The 19,331-nt window shown below is 70.2% G+C and carries 16 protein-coding genes; 12 read left to right on the plus strand and 4 right to left on the minus strand.

Features of this window, described 5'->3' with window-relative positions; genetic code table 11:
- The first annotated feature begins 127 nt into the window (after positions 1-127).
- The 8 genes from ACQCO7_RS41970 (at position 128) to ACQCO7_RS42005 (ending at position 13,147) form a co-directional block, all read left to right on the plus strand.
- Positions 128-2,596, plus strand: coding sequence for a sensor histidine kinase (locus ACQCO7_RS41970; RefSeq protein WP_464076764.1), 2,469 nt, complete (start codon positions 128-130; stop codon positions 2,594-2,596).
- A gap of 494 nt (positions 2,597-3,090) precedes the next feature.
- Positions 3,091-4,932, plus strand: a complete 1,842-nt coding sequence (locus tag ACQCO7_RS41975; RefSeq protein WP_464076765.1) for an APC family permease — start codon at positions 3,091-3,093, stop codon at positions 4,930-4,932.
- Between the two features lie 244 nt (positions 4,933-5,176).
- Positions 5,177-5,266: a K(+)-transporting ATPase subunit F gene (gene kdpF, locus ACQCO7_RS41980; protein ID WP_018566520.1), complete on the plus strand. Its 90-nt coding sequence runs from the start codon at positions 5,177-5,179 to the stop codon at positions 5,264-5,266.
- Between the two features lie 7 nt (positions 5,267-5,273).
- Entirely contained in the window at positions 5,274-6,953 is a 1,680-nt protein-coding gene (kdpA, locus tag ACQCO7_RS41985) for a potassium-transporting ATPase subunit KdpA (protein ID WP_464076766.1), read from the plus strand.
- Between the two features lie 29 nt (positions 6,954-6,982).
- Positions 6,983-9,085 carry a potassium-transporting ATPase subunit KdpB gene (gene kdpB, locus ACQCO7_RS41990; protein WP_464077428.1) on the plus strand — a complete coding sequence of 701 codons (2,103 nt, stop codon included), beginning with the start codon at positions 6,983-6,985 and terminating at the stop codon, positions 9,083-9,085.
- A 4-nt stretch (positions 9,086-9,089) separates the two neighbouring features.
- A complete protein-coding gene (locus ACQCO7_RS41995; RefSeq protein WP_464076767.1) occupies positions 9,090-9,761 on the plus strand; it encodes a potassium-transporting ATPase subunit C in 672 nt (223 codons plus the stop codon).
- A gap of 148 nt (positions 9,762-9,909) precedes the next feature.
- On the plus strand, positions 9,910-10,593 hold the full coding sequence (locus ACQCO7_RS42000; RefSeq protein WP_464076768.1) for a response regulator: 684 nt from the start codon (positions 9,910-9,912) through the stop codon (positions 10,591-10,593).
- A 1-nt stretch (position 10,594) separates the two neighbouring features.
- The gene (locus tag ACQCO7_RS42005; protein ID WP_464076769.1) at positions 10,595-13,147 is read left to right on the plus strand and encodes a sensor histidine kinase; all 2,553 of its coding nucleotides are present in this window, start codon (positions 10,595-10,597) and stop codon (positions 13,145-13,147) included.
- A gap of 33 nt (positions 13,148-13,180) precedes the next feature.
- On the opposite strand, the gene ACQCO7_RS42010 is transcribed toward ACQCO7_RS42005, so the two are convergent.
- Entirely contained in the window at positions 13,181-13,747 is a 567-nt protein-coding gene (locus tag ACQCO7_RS42010; protein ID WP_464076770.1) for a universal stress protein, read from the minus strand.
- A 301-nt stretch (positions 13,748-14,048) separates the two neighbouring features.
- On the opposite strand from ACQCO7_RS42010, the gene ACQCO7_RS42015 reads away from it, so the two are divergent.
- From ACQCO7_RS42015 to ACQCO7_RS42025, 3 genes are read left to right on the plus strand one after another with little or no spacing between them, the layout of a single operon-like run.
- Positions 14,049-14,399 (plus strand): SAV_915 family protein, encoded by a 351-nt coding sequence (locus tag ACQCO7_RS42015; protein WP_464076771.1) that lies wholly within the window; start codon positions 14,049-14,051, stop codon positions 14,397-14,399.
- Positions 14,400-14,413: 14 nt separating this feature from the next.
- A complete protein-coding gene (locus tag ACQCO7_RS42020) occupies positions 14,414-15,547 on the plus strand; it encodes a diaminopimelate decarboxylase family protein (protein ID WP_464076772.1) in 1,134 nt (377 codons plus the stop codon).
- Positions 15,454-15,747 carry a hypothetical protein gene (locus ACQCO7_RS42025; protein WP_464077429.1) on the plus strand — a complete coding sequence of 98 codons (294 nt, stop codon included), beginning with the start codon at positions 15,454-15,456 and terminating at the stop codon, positions 15,745-15,747. The genes ACQCO7_RS42020 and ACQCO7_RS42025 overlap by 94 nt, the downstream gene beginning before the upstream one ends.
- Before the next feature lie 51 nt (positions 15,748-15,798).
- Here ACQCO7_RS42025 and gltX read toward each other — a convergent pair whose 3' ends face one another.
- Positions 15,799-17,166: a glutamate--tRNA ligase gene (gene gltX / locus ACQCO7_RS42030; protein ID WP_464077430.1), complete on the minus strand. Its 1,368-nt coding sequence runs from the start codon at positions 17,164-17,166 to the stop codon at positions 15,799-15,801.
- 233 nt (positions 17,167-17,399) lie between these two features.
- Complete coding sequence (locus tag ACQCO7_RS42035) at positions 17,400-17,966, minus strand: 2-oxoacid:acceptor oxidoreductase family protein (protein WP_464076773.1); 567 nt, start codon at positions 17,964-17,966, stop codon at positions 17,400-17,402.
- Positions 17,967-18,117: 151 nt separating this feature from the next.
- Between ACQCO7_RS42035 and ACQCO7_RS42040 the strand changes: the two genes are divergently transcribed.
- Positions 18,118-18,432, plus strand: coding sequence for a hypothetical protein (locus ACQCO7_RS42040; RefSeq protein ID WP_464076774.1), 315 nt, complete (start codon positions 18,118-18,120; stop codon positions 18,430-18,432).
- Between the two features lie 237 nt (positions 18,433-18,669).
- On the opposite strand, the gene ACQCO7_RS42045 is transcribed toward ACQCO7_RS42040, so the two are convergent.
- Entirely contained in the window at positions 18,670-19,191 is a 522-nt protein-coding gene (locus tag ACQCO7_RS42045; RefSeq protein ID WP_464076775.1) for a flavodoxin domain-containing protein, read from the minus strand.
- Positions 19,192-19,331 lie beyond the last annotated feature (140 nt).

Here is a 19,331-nt window from a genome sequence, read left to right on the forward strand (position 1 = left end):
GGTCCTCATGACCAGCGACAAGGAAGCGCTAACGACACCCTCTTCCGGCCCGCGAAGGCGCTTGTGTAGGGGGAGGATCCCTTCTGCGCAAGGGAGTTGAACCAGTGAGCGGAGTGCGTCGGCGGCGATGAGTGACGTACGGCCCGGACGACTGAAGGTCTATCTCGGGGCAGCCCCCGGAGTCGGCAAGACCTACCGCATGCTCGACGAGGGGCGGCGCCGCGCCGCCCGCGGGGCGGACGTGGTGGTGGGCTTCGCCGAGTGCCACGGCCGGCCCCGCACGGAGGCGATGCTCGACGGCCTGGAGGTCGTCCCCCGTGCCCGCTGCTCCTACCGTGGCGGACAGTTCCAGGAGATGGACGTCGACGCGGTACTGGCCCGCCGCCCGCAGGTCGCGATCGTCGACGAGTTCGCCCACAGCAACGTCCCCGGAGAGGGCCGCAACCCCAAGCGCTGGCAGGACATCCAGACACTGCTCGACGCGGGCATCGACGTCGTCACCGCGCTGAACATCCAGCACCTGACCTCCCTCAACGACGTGGTCGAGAAGATCACCGGGGTGCCGCAGCACGAGACGGTACCCGACGAGGTCGTACGCCGGGCCGACCAGGTCGAGTTGGTGGACATGCCCCCGGAGGGCCTGCGGCGCCGTATGGCCCACGGCAACGTCTACGCCCCCGAGAAGGTCGACGCGGCCCTCGCGAACTACTTCCGGCCCGGCAACCTCACCGCGTTGCGGCAGCTGGCCCTGCTGTGGGTGGCCGACCGGGTCGACGAGGCGCTCCAGGAGTACCGCTTCCAGCACGGCATCGGCGGGGTGTGGGAGACCCGCGAGCGGGTTGTGGTGGCCCTGACCGGCGGCCCGGAGGGCGACACACTGATCCGGCGGGCCGCGCGCATCGCCGACCGGGCGGCCGGGGGCGATCTCCTCGCCGTGCACGTGGCGCGCAGCGACGGTCTCGCGGCCGGGGTGTCGCACGCCTCGCTGGCCCGGCAGCGGCGGCTGGTGGAGGACCTCGGCGGCAGCTACCACTCGGTCGTCGGCGACCACGTCGCCACCGCGCTGGTGGAGTTCGCCCGCGCCGAGAGCGCCACCCAGCTCGTCCTCGGCACCAGCCGCCGGGGCCGCCTGGAGCGTTTCCTGACGGGCCTCGGCACGGGCGAGACCGTGACGGAACTGTCCGGCGACATCGACGTCCACCGGGTCACGCACGAGCGGGCCGGGCGCGGGACCCTGCTCCCGTCCCGGCGGCGCACCCTGTCGACGGGCCGGCTGATCGCGGGTCCGGTGGCCGGGCTGGTGCTGCCGGTGCTGCTCACGGTCGTCCTCGCACAGGTACGGGGGACGGTGAACCTGACCAGCGAGGCGCTGCTGTTCCTGCTGGCCGTGGTGGGGGTCGCCTGCATAGGCGGGGTCGCCTCCGCGGTGATCGCGTCGGTGACGGCGTCGCTGCTGCTCAACTACTGGTTCATTCCGCCCATCGGGCAGTTCACGCTGGACGATCCCAACGCGTTGCTGGCCCTGGGCGTGTTCGCGGTCGTGGCGGCCACTGTCGCCGCTGTCGTCGACCGCTCCCTGCGCCTGTCCCGCCGGTCGGCCAGGGCCACCGCCGAGGCCGAGACCATGTCGTCCCTGGCCGGCAGCATCGTGCGCGGTGGCGCGACCATTCCGGCGCTGCTGGAGCGCACGCGGGAGACCTTCGGCATGGAGTCGGCGGAGCTGGTGGACGAGCCGCCCGACGCCGACGGCGTCACCGCCGTTCCGGCAGGTTCCGGCGCGTATCTCGTCCTGGGCGGCCGTACCCTCTCGTCCTCCGAGCGGCGGGTGCTGGCCGCGTTCGCCGCGCACGTCGGATCCGCGGTGGAACGGGCGCGGCTCGCCGAGGCCGCCGCCGAGATCGAACCGGTCAGGGCAGCCGACCGGATGCGTACGGCGCTGCTGCGGGCCGTCGGCCACGACCTGCGCACCCCGCTCGCCGCGGGCTGGGCCGCGGTCACCTCGCTGCGCAGCCGGGACGTCGAGTTCTCGCCGGAGGACCGTGACGAACTCCTCGCCACCGCCGACGAATCCATGGCCAGGCTCAGCCGACTGGTGGAGAACCTCCTCGACCTCAGCAGGCTGGAGGCCGGCGCCCTCACCCTGAACCTGCGCGCGACCACGCTGGAGGAGGTGCTCCCCATGGCGCTCGCGGACACCCCAGGCGTCGAGGTGGCGGACCTGGAGGAGATTCCGGCGATGTGGGCCGATCCGCCGCTGCTGGAGCGGGTGATCGCCAACCTGGTCGGCAACGCCGCCCGCCACACGCCCGGGGGACAGAAGGTGCTGGTGACCGCCAGTGCCTTGGCAGGCCGGGTGGAGCTGCGGGTCGTGGACCGGGGGCCCGGTCTTCCCGCCGACGGACGGGAGAGGCTTTTCGAGCCGTTCCAGCGGCTCGGTGACACCGACAACACCACCGGCCTCGGCCTCGGGCTGGCGCTCGCCCGCGGCCTGACCGAGGCGATGAACGGGACGCTCGCCCCCGAGGACACCCCCGGCGGCGGTCTGACCATGGTCGTGTCGCTGCCGTTCGCGGACCGGACCGTGACGGCGGAGTGAGTACGGCCAGGTGTCCATGGCAACGGCCGCACCCGGGCCACTTCATGCTCGATCCGGGTCCGGCCATCCGGGCAGACCCGGAGCTCACTCCAGGCCGGAGACCCTGAATACGGCGCGGGCGGTCCCGCGGTCGACGCGCCGGGAGATGCGGCAGCAGAAGCCGCTGGGAGGCGCCGTCCAAGCAGCGGACGGCGTGAGGACAACCAACCCTCGCCGGCTCCGTGGCGTGCCATGCCGACGACGACAGGGAGGGGGAGGGCTGGTGACAGCCGGTTTGATGCGGTCCTGACGTATCTCCAGCGGTCTTCGATGTCCTGACCGTGACTGATATCCGTTGCCGGGATCACACGGCCGTCAAGGTCCCGTCAAAGTCGGCTGCCTGGGCGCGAAGATGCCGCTAGGAGCAGTCGGAGGCGACGGGAACGGGACACAACCTGGAGTGCACCGCGCACTCCTCGGTCCCCGTGCGCGGCCTGAAGAAGGAGCGCACACCCATGTCCGTCCTGACCACCGAGCCGAACGCCGTCCCCGCCGGCGAGGAGCCGCCTGATACCGGCGAACGCCATCGGCTGACCGCCGTCACCGGCCTGGCAGCCCTCTCGCTGGACGCGATGGCTTCGGTGGCGTACGGCCCGGAGGCGATCGTCCTCGTGCTGGCCGCCGCCGGTGCGCACGGGCTCGGCTTCACGCTGCCGGTGACGCTGGCGATCGCCGGTCTGCTGGCGGTGCTGGTCGCGTCGTACCGCCAAGTGATCGCGGCCTTCCCGGACGGTGGCGGGTCCTACGCGGTCGCCAAGACGCATCTGGGCGCCCGCACCAGCCTGGTCGCGGCGGCCTCGCTGGTCCTGGACTACGTCCTCAACGTCGCGGTGGCCGTCACCGCCGGTGTGGCCGCCCTGACCTCGGCCTTCCCGGCCCTCTACGACGACCGGCTGTGGCTGTGCCTGGCCGTTCTCGCCCTGGTCACGGGCGTGAATCTGCGGGGCATCGTGGAGTCGGCAAGGGTGTTCATCGTGCCGACGGTTGTCTTCGTCGGCTCGATCTTCGTGCTGATCGTCGTCGGGCTGTTCCGGTCCGAGCCGGTGAGCACGGCGACGGCGGCCGGTCATGCCTCGGCGCTCGCCGACAACGCCTCGACCGTGGGGGCGCTGCTCCTGCTGAAAGCTTTCGCCTCCGGCTGCGCCGCGCTGACCGGCGTGGAGGCCATCGCCAACGCCGTGCCCTCCTTCCGCGTCCCGCGCGCGAAGCGGGCGCAGCGCGCGGAGGTCGCTCTCGGCGCCGTCCTCGGCGTGATGCTCATCGGGTTGTCGGTGCTCATCGGCCGCTTCCATCTCCAGCCGGTCGAGGGCGTCACTGTTCTCGCCCAGCTCGCGGACGCCTCCCTCGGCCACAACTGGGCTTTCTACGTCATCCAGTTCGCGACGATGATCCTGCTCGCCCTGTCGGCGAACACGTCCTTCGGCGGGCTTCCGGTGCTGCTGAAACTGCTCGCACGCGACAACTATGCGCCGCACGTCTTCGCCCTCAAGGCCGACCGCCAGGTCCACCGGCACGGCGTCCTGGCGCTGGCCGCTGTCTCCGCCGCGCTGCTGGTGTTCTCCGGCGGCGACACCAACACCCTGGTCCCGCTCTTCGCGATCGGCGTGTTCGTCGGGTTCACGATCGCCCAGGTGGGCATGGTCCGGCACTGGCGTCGGGAGCGGGGGAGCGGATGGCAGGGCAAGACGGCGCTCAACGGCTTCGGTGCGCTGCTCACCGGTGTCGCGACCGTCGTCGTCACGGTGGAGAAGTTCATGGAGGGCGCGTGGCTGATCGTGATCGCCCTGCCGCTGCTCGTGGTCGCCTTGGAGACCGTGCACCGCGCCTACGGCCGGATCGGCGAACGACTCGGCCTCGGGCGCATACCCGAGGCCCCGCACCGCGAGCGCTCGCTGGTGATCGTGCCCGTCTCGTCGCTGTCCAGGCTGACCTCCGAGGCGCTCACGGCTGCCTCCTCCCTCGGCGACGAGGTCCGCGCGGTCACCGTCTGCTACCCGGATCCCGAGGACCGGGCAGCACTGCACGTCCTGGAACGGTCCTGGGCCGAGTGGGACCCGGGTGTGCCCCTCGTCCGCCTGACCAGTGAGCGGCGCAGTCTGGGCCGCCCCATAGCCGCCTACGTCCGTGAGGTGGCCGCCACCGAGCCGGGCACCCGCGTCACCGTCCTGATCCCGGAGACGGAACCGCAACGGCTGTGGCAGCGGCTGCTGCAGAACCAGCGGGGCGGAGTCGTCGCGCACGCCGTGCGGCGGGAGACGGACGCGGTGATCTGTCGACTGCGCTTCCGGCTGCTGTGAGCCGGATCACCGGCCGCCACCACGGTACGGATCGCCGCCGTAAGAGTCCCGTCAAAGCCGTGGGCGCCGCCGTAAGAGGGCCGTCAAGGTGCGGTCCGATCCGGCCAAAGAGACGCTTTCCTCTAATCGTCCCTGTTCGCAGAACCTCACTCCAGGAGTTCTCGATGGCCGACCTGGCCTTCGTCGTCACCACGATCGCGGTGTTCGCGCTGGTGGCTCTCGCCGCCAAGGGGGTGACGAAGCTGTGACCGCCGAGAACGTCGTCGGCCTGATCGTGGCCGTCGCCCTGCTGGGCTATCTCGTCCTCGCCCTGATCTTCCCGGAGAGGTTCTGAGAACGTCATGGGTCCCGTGCTTGCCGGCATCCTCCAGTTGCTCGCCCTGATCGTGGCCTTGGGTCTCGCCTACGTCCCGCTCGGCGACTACATGGCCAAGGTCTACTCCTCCGACCGTCACTGGCGTGTCGAGAAGTGGATCTACAAGGGCATCGGTGCCAACCCGGACACGGAGATGCGCTGGCCCGCGTACCTGCGCGGTGTCCTTGCCTTCTCCGCCGTGGGCGTCCTGTTCCTCTACCTGCTCCAGCGGCTCCAGGGCGTCCTGCCCGGCTCGCTGGGCTTCTCCGCGATCGACCCGGACCAGGCGTTCAACACCGCTGTGTCCTTCGTGACCAACACCAACTGGCAGTCCTACTACGGCGAGCAGGCCATGGGCCACGTCGTGCAGACCGCCGGTCTGGCCGTGCAGAACTTCGTCTCCGCCGCTGTCGGTATCGCCGTCGCGGTGGCTCTCGTACGCGGGTTCGCCCGTTCGCGCACCGGTGAGCTGGGTAACTTCTGGTCCGACCTGGTGCGTGGTGTCGTACGCATTCTGCTGCCGTTCTCCGTCGTCGCCGCGGTCGTGCTGGTCGCGTGCGGCGTGATCCAGAACTTCTCCGGCATTCACGAGGTCGGGCAGTTTTTCAATGGGCACAGCATGGGCGGGTCGCAGCAGTGGAACGGGGGCGCGGTCGCCTCGCAGGAGGCCATCAAGGAGCTCGGCACCAACGGCGGCGGCTACTTCAACGCCAACTCCGCGCACCCCTTCGAGAACCCCACGCCGTTCACCAACCTGTTCGAGATCTTCCTGCTGCTGGTGATCCCGTTCGCGCTGACCCGCACGTTCGGCCGGATGGTCGGCAGCCTCAGGCAGGGCTACGCGATCCTCGCCACCATGGCGACCATCTGGGTCGGCTTCGTCGCGCTGATGATGTGGACGGAGTTCGCCCACCACGGCCCGGCGTTCGACATCGCCGGCGGGGCGATGGAGGGCAAGGAACAGCGCATCGGAGTCGGCGCCTCGTCGATCTTCGCGGTGTCGACGACCCTGACCTCGACGGGGGCGGTGGACTCCTTCCACTCCTCGTTCACCGGGCTCGGCGGCGGGATCACGATCCTGGGCATGCAACTGGGCGAGATCGCGCCGGGTGGTACGGGTTCCGGCCTCTACGGCATGTTGATCATGGCGGTCATCGCGGTGTTCATCGCGGGGCTCATGGTCGGCCGTACGCCCGAGTACCTGGGCAAGAAGATCGGCACCCGTGAGATCAAGTTCGCGGCCTGCTACATCCTGATCACCCCGGCCCTGGTGCTCGTCTTCACGGCGGCGGCGATGGCGTTGCCGACGCCCGGCAACTCGATGACCAACAGCGGGGCGCACGGCTTCTCCGAGATCCTGTACGCGTATTCGTCGGCCGCCAACAACAACGGTTCGGCCTTCGCCGGGCTGAACGCGGACACCCAGTGGTTCAACACGACCCTGGGCCTGGCGATGGCCCTGGGCCGCTTCCTGCCGATGGTGTTCGTCCTCGCGCTGGCCGGTTCGCTGGCCGAGCAGCAGCCTGTACCGGCGACCGCGGGCACCCTGCGGACCGAGAAGCCGCTGTTCACCGGTCTGTTGGTGGGCGCGATCCTCGTCATCACCGGTCTGACCTACTTCCCGGCGCTCGCGCTGGGACCGCTGGCCGAGGGGCTGGCGTCATGACCACCCGCGCAGAGAAGCAAGAGGACACGATGTCCACAGCCACCCCGACCCGGGCGCCGCACAGCGATGTGCCGACCGGCCACAAGGACGAAGGCAAGGTCGGCGCGGGTGTCTTCGACCCCAAGCAGCTGGTCAAGTCGCTGCCGGACGCCTGCCGCAAGCTCGACCCGCGGGTGATGGTCAAGTCCCCCGTGATGTTCGTGGTCCTCGTCGGCTCGGTCCTGACGACGGTCTTCTCCTTCAAGGACCCGGGCGACTGGTTCGGCTGGACCATCAGCGCCTGGCTCTGGCTGACCGTGATCTTCGCCAACCTGGCGGAGGCGGTCGCCGAAGGCCGGGGCAAGGCCCAGGCCGACACCTTGCGCAAGGCCAAGACCGACACGGTCGCGCGGCGTCTGACTTCGGACGGGAAGTCCGAGGAGCAGGTGCCCGGCACCGAGCTGCGCATCGGCGATCTGGTGGTGTGCGAGGCCGGTGACGTCATTCCGGGTGACGGTGACGTCGTCGAGGGTGTGGCGTCCGTCGACGAGTCGGCCATCACCGGGGAGTCCGCTCCCGTGATCCGCGAGTCCGGTGGTGACCGCAGCGCGGTGACCGGCGGTACGAAGGTGCTGTCCGACCGGATCGTCATCAAGATCACGACGAAGCCCGGCGAGACCTTCATCGACCGCATGATCGCCCTGGTCGAGGGCGCGGCCCGGCAGAAGACGCCGAACGAGATCGCGCTGAACATCCTGCTCGCCTCGCTGACCATCGTCTTCCTGCTCGCGGTGGCCACTCTGCCGCCGTTCGCGGACTACGCGGGCTCGCACCTCTCCATGGTCGTGCTGGTGGCGCTGCTGGTGTGCCTCATCCCGACCACGATCGGCGCGCTGCTCTCCGCGATCGGCATCGCGGGCATGGACCGGCTCGTCCAGCGCAACGTACTCGCCATGTCCGGCAGGGCGGTCGAGGCCGCCGGGGACGTCTCCACCCTGCTGCTCGACAAGACGGGCACGATCACGCTCGGCAACCGGCAGGCGTCGGAGTTCGTGCCGGTGAGCGGCACCACCGAGGCGGAGGTCGCGGACGCTGCCCAGCTGTCCTCGCTGGCCGACGAGACACCCGAGGGCCGCTCGATCGTCGTACTCGCCAAAGAGAAGTACGGGCTGCGCGAGCGTCACCAGGGCGAGCTGGCCGGCGCCGAGTGGATCGCCTTCACCGCCCAGACCCGTATGTCGGGCGTGGACGTCGACGGCAGGAAGATCCGCAAGGGCGCGGCCGGATCGGTCGTCGCCTGGGTCCGGGAACAGGGCGGTGAGGTGTCCGAGGACGCCGGCGCGCTCACCGACCGGATCTCCGAGGCGGGCGGCACCCCGCTGCTCGTGGCCGTCGAAGACGCCGACGGGGCACGGGTGTTGGGTGTCATCCACCTCAAGGACGTCGTCAAGGAGGGCATGCGGGAGCGGTTCGACGAGCTGCGCCGGATGGGCATCAAGACGGTCATGATCACGGGCGACAACCCGCTGACCGCCAGAGCCATCGCCGAGGAGGCGGGCGTCGACGACTTCCTCGCGGAGGCCACCCCCGAGGACAAGATGGCCCTCATCAAGCGCGAGCAGGCGGGCGGCAAGCTGGTCGCGATGACCGGCGACGGCACGAACGACGCACCGGCCCTGGCCCAGGCCGACGTCGGCGTCGCCATGAACACGGGCACGTCGGCCGCGAAGGAGGCCGGCAACATGGTCGACCTCGACTCGAACCCGACGAAGCTGATCGAGATCGTCGAGATCGGCAAGCAACTCCTCATCACCCGGGGCGCGTTGACGACGTTCTCGATCGCCAACGACGTCGCGAAGTACTTCGCGATCATCCCGGCGCTGTTCGCGGCCGTCTACCCGGGCCTGGACAAGCTCAACATCATGGACCTGGCCTCGCCGGACTCCGCGATCCTGTCCGCCGTCATCTTCAACGCGCTGATCATCATCGCGCTGGTCCCGCTGTCCTTGCGAGGCGTGCAGTACAAGCCGGTCAGCGCCGACAAGATGCTGCGCCGCAACCTCACCGTCTACGGCATCGGCGGGCTGATCGCCCCCTTCATCGGCATCAAGATCATCGACCTGCTCATCTCCCTCATCCCCGGAATCGGCTGATCCCATGAACAACTCGGTTACGAACACGGCCCGGTTGCTCTGGGCGGGCCTGCGTGCCCTCCTCGTGCTGACCCTGGTCACGGGTGTCGTCTATCCGCTGGTGGTCACCGGCATCGCGCAGGGGCTGTTCAACGACAAGGCGAACGGCTCGGAGATCAAGTCGGACGGCAAGGTCGTCGGCTCGTCCCTCATCGGGCAGTCGTACAACCTGCCGCTGAAGAAGGGCGAGCAGACCCCGGCCCCCGACCTGAAGTGGTTCCAGGGCCGCCCGCAGAACGGCCTCGGCACCAACAGCGTCAACACCCAGTACAAGCTGATCCTCTCCGGCGCGACCAACCGCTCCGGCGACAACAAGGATCTCATCGACTGGGTGACCGCCGCCAAGGCCGCCGTCGTCAAGGACAACTCGGTCGCCGGCTACACGGTCAAGCCCTCCGAGGTGCCCGCCGACGCGGTCACGTCCTCCGGCTCCGGCCTCGACCCGGACATCTCCCCGGCGTACGCCCACCTCCAGGTCCACCGGATCGCCGAGCAGAACGGACTGACCGTCACCCAGGTGCAGAAGCTGGTCGACGACCACACCGACGGCCGCACCCTCGGCTTCATCGGCGAGCCGCGTGTGAACGTCCTCGAACTCAACATCGGGCTCAAGGCACTCGTGGCGAAGCAGAGCTGATGCCGTTACGCGATGATCCGTGCGGGAGTCGGCGGCCGGGAAAACGTCCTGGCTCCGCCGACTCCGCCATGACGCCGGTTGGTGCTCCTGGATCCCGTGACGCTCCCGGACTTCGTGACCGCCCGTACGAAACGAAAGGCGTACACCCATGACCAGGGTGTTGATGGTGGAGGACGACCCGCAGCTGGTACGGGCCCTTGTGATCAACCTGCAGGCACGCCAGTACGGGGTCGACACGGCGCCCGACGGCACCACGGCCCTCCGGCTGGCGGCCACACGTCAGCCCGACGTGGTGATGCTCGACCTGGGCCTGCCCGACATGGACGGCGTCGAGGTCATCAAGGCACTGCGCGGCTGGACCCGCGTACCGATCCTGGTGCTGTCCGCCCGGCAGGCGTCGGAAGGGAAGGTCGCCGCCCTCGACGCCGGCGCCGACGACTACATCACCAAGCCCTTCAGCATGGACGAACTTCTGGCCCGGCTGCGGGCAGCCGTCCGGCGCACAGAGGACGCACCGCTCGTTCCCGGGACGTCACTGGTGGAGACCGACGAGTTCACCGTCGACCTGCTCGCCAAGAAGGTCGTGCGGAGCGGGCGGGACGTGAGGCTGACCCCGACCGAATGGCACCTGTTGGAGATCCTGATCACCAACCCCGGCCGGCTGGTCAGCCAGAAGTACCTGCTCCAGGAGGTCTGGGGAGTCACGAACGGCAACAAGACCAACTACCTGCGGGTCTACATGGCCCAGCTCCGCCGCAAACTGGAGAAGCACCCCTCCCACCCCCGTTATCTGATCACCGAGCCCGGCATGGGCTACCGCTACGAGGGATGACATGGCACGCGGCAAGCTCCGGATCTACCTCGGCGCGGCACCAGGCGTCGGCAAGACCTACGCGATGCTCTCCGAGGCGCACCGACGCGTCGAGCGGGGCACCGACTGCACGGTGGCCTTCGTCGAGCACCACCACCGGCCACGCACCGAGGTGATGCTGCACGGACTGGAACAGATCTCGCGCAAGGAGATCGAGTACCGGGGCGCCACCTTCACCGAGATGGACGTCGACGCGGTACTGGCACGCCGTCCACAGGTGGCGCTGGTGGACGAACTCGCGCACACGAACATCCCCGGCTCCCGCAACGACAAGCGCTGGCAGGACGTGGAGGAACTCCTCAAGGCCGGGATCGACGTCGTCTCCACCGTCAACATCCAGCACCTGGAGTCGCTGGGCGACGTCGTCGAGTCGATCACGGGCGTACGGCAGCGGGAGACCGTGCCGGACGAGGTCGTACGGCGGGCCGACCAGATCGAGCTGGTCGACATGTCGCCGCAGGCGCTGCGGCGGCGGATGGCGCACGGCAACATCTACAAGTCCGACAAGGTCGACGCGGCTCTGTCCAACTACTTCCGGCCGGGCAACCTGACCGCTCTGCGTGAACTGGCACTGCTGTGGGTGGCGGACCGCGTCGACCAGTACCTGACCGAGTACCGCAGCGAGCACCAGGTGTCGACGATCTGGGGCTCTCGGGAGCGGATCGTCGTGGGCCTGACCGGCGGGCCGGAAGGGCGGACGCTGATCCGCCGAGCCGCGCGCCTGGCGGAGAAGGGCGCCGGCGGTGAGGTGATGGCCGTCTACATCTCCCGCAGCGACGGCCTCACCGCCGCCTCGCCGAAGGAACTGGCCGTGCAGCGCTCCCTGGTGGAGGACCTGGGCGGCACCTTCCACCATGTCGTCGGCGAAGACGTCTCGGTGGCTCTGCTGGATTTCTCCCGCGGGGTCAACGCGACCCAGATCGTGATGGGTGTCTCCCGGCGCAGGAGCTGGCAGTACGTCTTCGGGCCCGGCGTCGGCGCCACGGTGGCCCGCGAGTCCGGCCCCGACCTCGACGTCCACCTGATCACACACGACGAGGCGGGCAAGGGGCGCGGGCTCCCGGTGGCCCGGGGAGCGCGGCTCGGCCGGTCGCGGATCATCTGGGGCTGGCTCGTCGGCGTGCTCGGCCCCGTCCTGCTCACCCTCCTGCTGACCACCGCCACCCCGGATGTGGGTCTCGCCAACGACATGCTGCTGTTCCTCGCCCTGACGGTGGCGGCGGCACTCCTCGGAGGACTCTTCCCGGCGCTGGCCTCGGCGGTCGTGGGCTCTGTGCTGCTCAACTGGTACTTCACCCCGCCCATACACACCCTGACGATCGCCGACCCGAAGAACATCGTCGCCATCGCCATCTTCGTGGGGGTCGCCGTGTCGGTGGCGTCCGTGGTGGACCTGGCCGCCCGGCGGACCCACCAGGCGGCCAGGCTCCGTGCGGAGTCCGAGATCCTGTCCTTCCTCGCGGGCAGCGTGCTGCGTGGCGAGAACAGCCTGGAGGCGCTGCTGGAGCGGGTGCGGGAGACCTTCGGCATGGAGTCGGCGGCGCTGCTGGAGCGGGCCGGTGAACTCGGTTCCTGGACCTGCGCGGGCAGCGTGGGGCCCCGGCCCGCTGAGAACCCCGACAACGCGGACGTCGACGTGCCGATCGGCGACCATGTCTCCCTGGCCCTGTCGGGACGGGTCCTGCCGGCCGCCGACCGCCGCGTGCTCGCCGCGTTCGCCGCCCAGGCCGTCGTCGTCCTGGACCGGAGCCGACTCCAGCACGAGGCCGACCAGGCCAAGGAACTGGCCGAGGGCAACCGCATCCGCACGGCGCTGCTGGCCGCCGTCAGCCATGACCTCCGTACCCCGCTGGCCGGGATCAAGGCTGCCGTCACCTCCCTGCGCTCCGACGACGTCGACTGGTCGCAGGAGGACCGGGCGGATCTGCTGGAGGCCATAGAGGAGGGCGCCGACCGCCTCGACCAACTCGTGGGCAACCTGCTGGACATGTCCCGCCTGCAGACCGGCACGGTCACCCCCATCATCCGTGAGACCGACCTCGACGAGGTGGTGCCGATGGCGCTCGGCGGAGTACCGGAGGACAGCGTCGAGCTGGACGTCCCGGAGACGCTGCCCATGGTCCACGTGGACCGGGGGTTGCTGGAGCGGGCCGTCGCCAACGTCGTGGAGAACGCCGTCAAGTACAGCCCGGGGGAGGAGAAGGTGCTGGTGTCGGCGAGTGCCATCGCGGACCGGGTCGAGGTGCGGGTGGTGGACCGCGGGCCGGGAGTCCCCGACGAGGCCAAGGACCGCATCTTCGAACCCTTCCAGCGCCATGGCGACTCCCCTCGCGGTGCCGGGGTCGGCCTGGGACTGGCGGTGGCACGTGGCTTCGCCGAGGCCATGGGCGGCACTCTGGCCGCCGAGGACACACCGGGCGGCGGCCTCACGATGGTGCTCAGCGTGCCGACGGCACCGGAGCGCCGGCCCGAGCAACCGGAGCAGCCGGATCTCCCGGCCGCGGCCACGTCCTGAAGGACGATGCCCGATACCGGATGCCTGTGGGCCTCAGGCATCGGGCGGCACGCTCTCGAACTCCTTCTCGACGTGCCCGGTGTCCAGCCGCAGCCGCCAGACGTTCCTGCGGTGCGCGGCAGCCAGTTCGGCCTCCAACGGCGACCGTGGCACGGCGAGAACGGGACACGTGGCGTACGCGAGGCAGTAGCGGCTGACCGAAGGCCACAGGGCGCGGTGCAGACGGCCGCGATGCCCGGCGCCGACGACGAGGAGGTCGCCCTCGCGGCCCGCGATCCCGACCAGCGCCCGGCCAGGGGCACCCCGGGCCACGAGGGCGTATGTCGGAAGTCCCGTGCCCGAACTGCCGAACACGTCACGGAGCGCCACGACCAGCCTCTCCCGCGCCGACCGCTCACACTCCTCGATCAAGCAGGACGCGGCCGGCGAACGCCGTGCGGCGAGACCTCCGCCGGGCGGCTCCCAGGCCAGCACCGGCCACAGCTCGGCACCCCTGCGCCGGGCTTCGTCGGCGGCCCGGCGCAGGGCGGTGAGACTGCCCGGAGAGCCGCTCACTCCGACCACGACACGAGCGGCCGAACACGCGTCGGACCCGGACATCACGTCACCCTTCGCCACACGTCGGCGGTCGAACCCCGCCGACGATCCTCATCGGTACGGCATCCATCCCACTCCGTAACGGATGGTCCGAACAGTCCGCGGGCTACTTCTTGGCGCTCCTCTGACGGCTCCGGCCCGGGCCGCTCACCAGGCACGTCAGCATCCCGTCAACGTCGCCCCGATCGCCGTCAGCATCCCGTCAGGAGGGTCCGCTCGTCGGAGTGGCGGGGATAGCGTCGTCGGTGAGCCCCGGACCGCCTCCCCGCGTCCGGGGCGCTTCAGCTCCTTCCGGAGGTATCCCATGGAAGAACTCCAGTACGGCGAAGACCCCGAGCCCGCCGATCGGTTCCCGGCCGGACCCCTTTTCGTTCCGGTCCGGCCGGGCCCCTCACGGTGTGCGGCCCGGCTCTTCCGCACACCTCTCGGTGATCGCACGGCTGTCGGCTTCACCTCCTTGCGGAAGCTGACCGCGACGCTCGGTCCCGACCAGGCGTGGATCCGTCTCGCCGAGTCCGCGCTGCGCGCACTGACCGCACCGCTCGGCGTCACCACCGTCACCGTCGACCCCCAGTTCACCGCATCGGCGCCCGCACCGGTCGACTCCGCCGTCCCCGAGCTGACCCCGAACGCCCCGGCCCTGCGGATCGGCTGAGAGGAGAACAGGTGATGACAACCCTTCACGAACCCACGGTCCCTTCCACCTCCGCCGAACTGTCCGTGTGGCCGGCCTCGACCGCCGAGCCCCGTCCGGGCGACCTGGCCGTGGGCGGCGTACCGCTCGCGGAGACCGCCGACCGTTTCGGCACCCCCGTCTACGTCCTGGACGAGAACGAGGTCCGCGACCGCTGCCGCACCTACCGGCACGCCTTCCCCGATGCCGAAGTCCTCTACGCGGCCAAGGCGTTCCCGTGCCGGGCGATGACCCGCTGGATGGACGAGGAGGGCCTCGGCCTCGACGTCTGCTCCGCCGGCGAACTGGAGCTCGCGGTCACCACGGGCTTCCCTCCTGAGCGGATCACACTGCACGGCAATGCCAAGGCACCCCGCGACCTGGCCGCCGCTCTGCGTCTGGGCGTCGGCCGCATCGTCATCGACAACCCCTCGGAGATCGCCCGGCTGGCCGCCGCTGTCGGGCCGGACGGGCGCCAGAGGGTGATGGTCAGGGTCGTACCCGGCATCAGAGCCGGCGGTCACGAGAAGATCCGCACCGGTACGGACGACCAGAGGTTCGGCCTGTCCGTCTCCGACGGCTACGCCCAGCACGCCAACGCCCGGATACTCGACCAGCCGCAGCTCGAACTCACCGGCCTGCACTGTCACTTGGGCTCTCAGACAACCAGCGTCAAGCCCTACCTCGTCGCCGTACGCCGCATGGTGGGGCTGATGACCCGCCTGCACGAGCAGCACGGTCTGGTCCTGCCCGAAATCGACCTCGCCGACCGCATCGGCCTGGAGATGATCTCCTTCCACTACTTCACCCCCACCGGGCTCGGCAGGACCGCCCCGCACCTCCACTTCCGCCCGCCGTATGGATGGAGCTGTGCCAGGACATCCGCCGGCACGCCGTCGGCCTGCGTGTCCGCGTCTTCTACCCACCCGCCTTCGCGACCCCCGACCAGCTCCCGCAGATCAACGCCCAGGGCTACCGCGGATGCACCGCCCGCAACCTCGAACGCCTCGCGATCTTCCCCGACAACCGCGTCTACATCTGCTCGGCGTTCTTCGACACCGACCTGCACTGCGGGACGTGGCACAACGGCGCGATCCGCCCCCGTCTCCACCAGGGCCGCAGCGAACTGACCCTCGTCAGCAACACCGCACCCGGCTGCCGGAGCTGCACCCACGCGAGCGTCTGCGGAGGAGGCTGCGCCGCTTATGACCACCTCCAGCGCACCCTCGTCAGCACCGAATGCGATCAGCGGACCATTCCCATCTGCCCCCTGTGGTCGATGTCCGCGACCCCCACCGCCACCGCACACCGCCTCGTCGACCTGCGCTGACGACACAACCGACGAGCGGACCCGGCCCAGGCGGGGGCCGCTCGTCTGCGTTCATCCCGCCTGGAGCTTCGCCGACGCCGCGTCGATCCGCGCGAGCGTCCGCTCCCGCCCCAGCACCTCGACGGACTCGAACAGCGGCAGGCCCACGGTCCGGCCGGTGACCGCCACCCGTACCGGGGCCTGTGCCTTGCCCAGCTTCAGCCCGTGCTCCACGGCGGCCTCCTCCAGCCCGGCCTTCAGCGCGGCGGCGGTCCACTCCACCTCGGCCCAGCGGGCCCGGGTGGAGGCCAGGATCTCGGCGGCGCCGGGTTTCATCGCCTTCGTCCACGACGCCTCGTCCTCCACGGGGACGTCGAGGAACAGGAAGTCGACGTACCGCGTGATCTCGCCCAGCACGGTGATCCGGGTCTGCGCCAGCTCCGCCACCGCACGCCACGCGCCCTCGTCGAAAGCCTCCGGAGCCCACGTTGCGTACGGGGCCTCCAGCCAGCGTCGGCACACCCGGACGAACTCCTCCAGAGGCAGCGCCCGGATGTACTCCCCGTTGAACGCGGACAGCTTCTTCACGTCGAAGAACGCGGACGACTTGTTCACGTCCTCCAGCCGGAACAGCTTCTCCAGCTCTTCGTACGGCCGGATCTCGACGTCGTCACCCGGCCCCCAGCCCAGCAGCATCAGGTAGTTGACCAGCGCATCGGGCAGGTACCCCTCCGCGAGGTAGTCCTCCAGAGCCACCTTGTCCCGCCGTTTGGACAGCTTCTGCCGTTTCTCGTTCACGATCACCGGCAGATGCGCCCACACCGGAGGGCGCTCCCCGAACGCCTCCCACAGGAGCTGCTGCTTCGGCGTGTTCGACAGGTGCTCCTCGCCGCGGATCACGTGCGTGATGCCCTCGCGGATGTCGTCCACCGCGTTCGCCAGGACGAACACCGGAGACCCGGTCCCGCGTGCGATCACGAAGTCCTCGATCGCCACGTTGGGAAACTCGGTGCGCCCGCGCACGACATCCTCGACGACGGTGACGCCCTCGTCCGGCGTACGGAAGCGCAGCGCCCGCCCCTCCCGGTACTCCAGAGCGCGTTCCCGGCAGAAGCCGTCGTACCCCAGATGCTGCGAACCCGTCCGCGCGGTCAACTCCTCGCGGGTGCAGTCGCAGTAGTACGCCTTCCCCTCACCGAACAGCCGCAGCGCCGCCTCACGCTGGCCCTCGGTGTTGTGGGACTGGAAGTACGGTCCCTCGAACGTGGGGTCGTCGGCGTTGATGTGGATCGCAGACAGCGCGTTCAGGATGCCGTCCACCCATTCCGGCCGGTTCCGGGCCTCGTCCGTGTCCTCGATCCGGAGCACGAACCGGCCCTGCTGCTGTCGCGCGACGGCCCAGTTGTACAGGGCGGATCGAGCGCCGCCGACGTGGAACATGCCCGTCGGGGACGGGGCGAATCGGACACGGATGGTGTTGGACATGGCCACAGAGTAATGGCGGCAGGGCACTCGGACGTCCTCGATCAGTGACGTACTCGCAGGGGTCCACCGCACCGGACTTCACCAGCCGGCTCAGCTCCTCGACGATGTGCGTCTGCGGGGAGATCGGATAGGCGGCGACCATCTCGGGCCGGCAGCGCGCGACGCTCTCGGCGACCGCGCGCGACCCCTCAGTCTGCTTCAGCATGGGAGTGCTCCTCACACAGGTTGCGCACGAGCGCGTACGCCTCCCGGGCGGCGTCCGCGTTGGCCGGACCCAGCCGGCCCGGGAAACGGTCGCGGATCGCCTCGGTCAGCGCGTCGATCCCGACACAGCCGGCCAGCGCGGCCAGCCCGCCCAGCAGGGCGGCGTTCGGCACCGGGCGGCCGATACGGCGCAGGGCGAGCGCCGTCGCGGGCACGGTGGGGACCCGGCAGGACAGCGCGTCGAGGCCCAGTTCACGGGTGTCCAGCGGGGAGTTGACCAGGGCGGCGACACCGGGGCGCACCCCTTCGAAGACGTCCACCTGGTGCAGCAGCGTCGTGTCCTGGACGACGATCGCGTCGGGCCGGGTGACCGGTTCACGCACCCGGATCGGCCGGTCGTCGATCCGGCAGAACGCCGTCACCGGCGCGCCGGTGCACTCCGAGCCGAAACTCGGGAACGCCTGTGCGTGGCGGCCCTCGTCGAAGGCCGCCACCGACAACAACTCCGGGGCGGTGACGGCTCCTTGACCGCCGCGGCCGTGGATACGCACCTGGAACAGAGGACGAACAAACAGTCGGCGAGGTCCGCAGACGGCTGCGGAAGTCCGGCGTCCACCTCGGCTTCGCGCTGCGGCTCAGGAACGTCCGGCACGCCTTCGTGCAGAGGTCCTCGCGCTCCGCCGTGCCGGGAGAGCGGAGCCGGTGCGGCTCGTTCTCCGCCAGTTCGTCGTAGCGGTGCTGGAAGGCGGGCCACCACCGGCCCTCGTGCCGACTGGTCGCCAGCCCCCGGACCTTCCCCGCGTCACCATGGTGCCGGAGCAGGACGTCGAGTTCACCGACCCTGCCGTCCGCGTCGTCGACCACGATCAGCCGGTCCTCGTCCAGGTCCATCAGGCGTACGACGTCCTCCGGCTTCGCCAGGGGTGCGAGCGGTCCCGCCACCCAGCCGAGCCCCGTCATCCGCTCGCACAGCTCCCGGGTGAGACGAGTCTTGCCCGCCGAGCGGTCGCCGGTTGACCGGTCGCAGGGCCCGCAGCCTGAAGGGGTTGGCGTCGCGCGCACGCAGGAGGGCGAAGCCGTCCACCCCGGTCTCGCGGACGCCGTCGCTCAGCGCGACGCCCTCGAACGCTGCGGCCGGACTCGCCTGCCCGGGGCACGACGCCAGGTCGATCCGCTCGTTCTCGGACACGGGTCCTCCTCGTAAGGCGTGTGCCGTCCCCCTCAGGGGGATGGCCGTTCCTCACCCTCCGACCGTCACCGGCCCGCAGACCCCTGCCCCAGCTCATCGGCGATGCCGGACGCCCACTCCTCGACGGCCTCCCAGTCCCGGTAGTCACGGAACCGGCCGCCCAGGAGGTGGAACAGCAGCCGCCCGACGCGCGACAGCTGGTCACGTGACACGACGCCGGAGAACAACCGGTGCTCCCGGTACGACAGTTCGCCGGGGAGTGCCGCGAGGATCAGCGGTATCTCCTTCGGCCCCAGCCGCCGCCACGGCCCGCGCAGCGCGGCCGGCATCCCGACGCTGAACAGCCACACGGGCCGCGCGGCCAGGACACCGAGGTTGTCGTACGCGAAGTCCCGCGCGGGCACCAGCCACGCCTGGCCGTGCACGGCGCTGCCGAGGACGAACGCCCGGTACGCGTCGGCGTCGTCGACCGACTCCACCGGCCGGGCCTCGGCGCTCAGCCCCGCCGTGCGCAGCCGGGACGCGATCCGTTCGGCGACCTCCCGCGTGGAGCCGTGCGCGGTCGCGTATCCCACGAGGACGTCCATGGCCTTCCCCCTCCGTTCCCGCGCACAGCGCCGTGCACGGTGTGCCCAGGCCACCCTGGGCCGCCGACGGCGGCGCCCGGCAGGGGCCGTACGGTCCTCTCCCGCCGTACGGAGGGACCCCGGGAAAGAGCCGTACGGAC

Source organism: Streptomyces saintjeani (assembly GCF_055409605.1).

Coding starts and splice junctions, on each gene's coding strand:
- ACQCO7_RS41970 (WP_464076764.1), top strand. CDS start 128: ATGAGTGACGTACGGCCCGGACGACTGAAGGTCTATCTCGGGGCAGCC.
- ACQCO7_RS41975 (WP_464076765.1), top strand. CDS start 3,091: ATGTCCGTCCTGACCACCGAGCCGAACGCCGTCCCCGCCGGCGAGGAG.
- kdpA (WP_464076766.1), top strand. CDS start 5,274: ATGGGTCCCGTGCTTGCCGGCATCCTCCAGTTGCTCGCCCTGATCGTG.
- kdpB (WP_464077428.1), top strand. CDS start 6,983: ATGTCCACAGCCACCCCGACCCGGGCGCCGCACAGCGATGTGCCGACC.
- ACQCO7_RS41995 (WP_464076767.1), top strand. CDS start 9,090: ATGAACAACTCGGTTACGAACACGGCCCGGTTGCTCTGGGCGGGCCTG.
- ACQCO7_RS42000 (WP_464076768.1), top strand. CDS start 9,910: ATGACCAGGGTGTTGATGGTGGAGGACGACCCGCAGCTGGTACGGGCC.
- ACQCO7_RS42005 (WP_464076769.1), top strand. CDS start 10,595: ATGGCACGCGGCAAGCTCCGGATCTACCTCGGCGCGGCACCAGGCGTC.
- ACQCO7_RS42010 (WP_464076770.1), bottom strand. CDS start 13,747: ATGTCCGGGTCCGACGCGTGTTCGGCCGCTCGTGTCGTGGTCGGAGTG.
- ACQCO7_RS42015 (WP_464076771.1), top strand. CDS start 14,049: ATGGAAGAACTCCAGTACGGCGAAGACCCCGAGCCCGCCGATCGGTTC.
- ACQCO7_RS42020 (WP_464076772.1), top strand. CDS start 14,414: ATGACAACCCTTCACGAACCCACGGTCCCTTCCACCTCCGCCGAACTG.
- gltX (WP_464077430.1), bottom strand. CDS start 17,166: ATGTTCCACGTCGGCGGCGCTCGATCCGCCCTGTACAACTGGGCCGTC.
- ACQCO7_RS42045 (WP_464076775.1), bottom strand. CDS start 19,191: ATGGACGTCCTCGTGGGATACGCGACCGCGCACGGCTCCACGCGGGAG.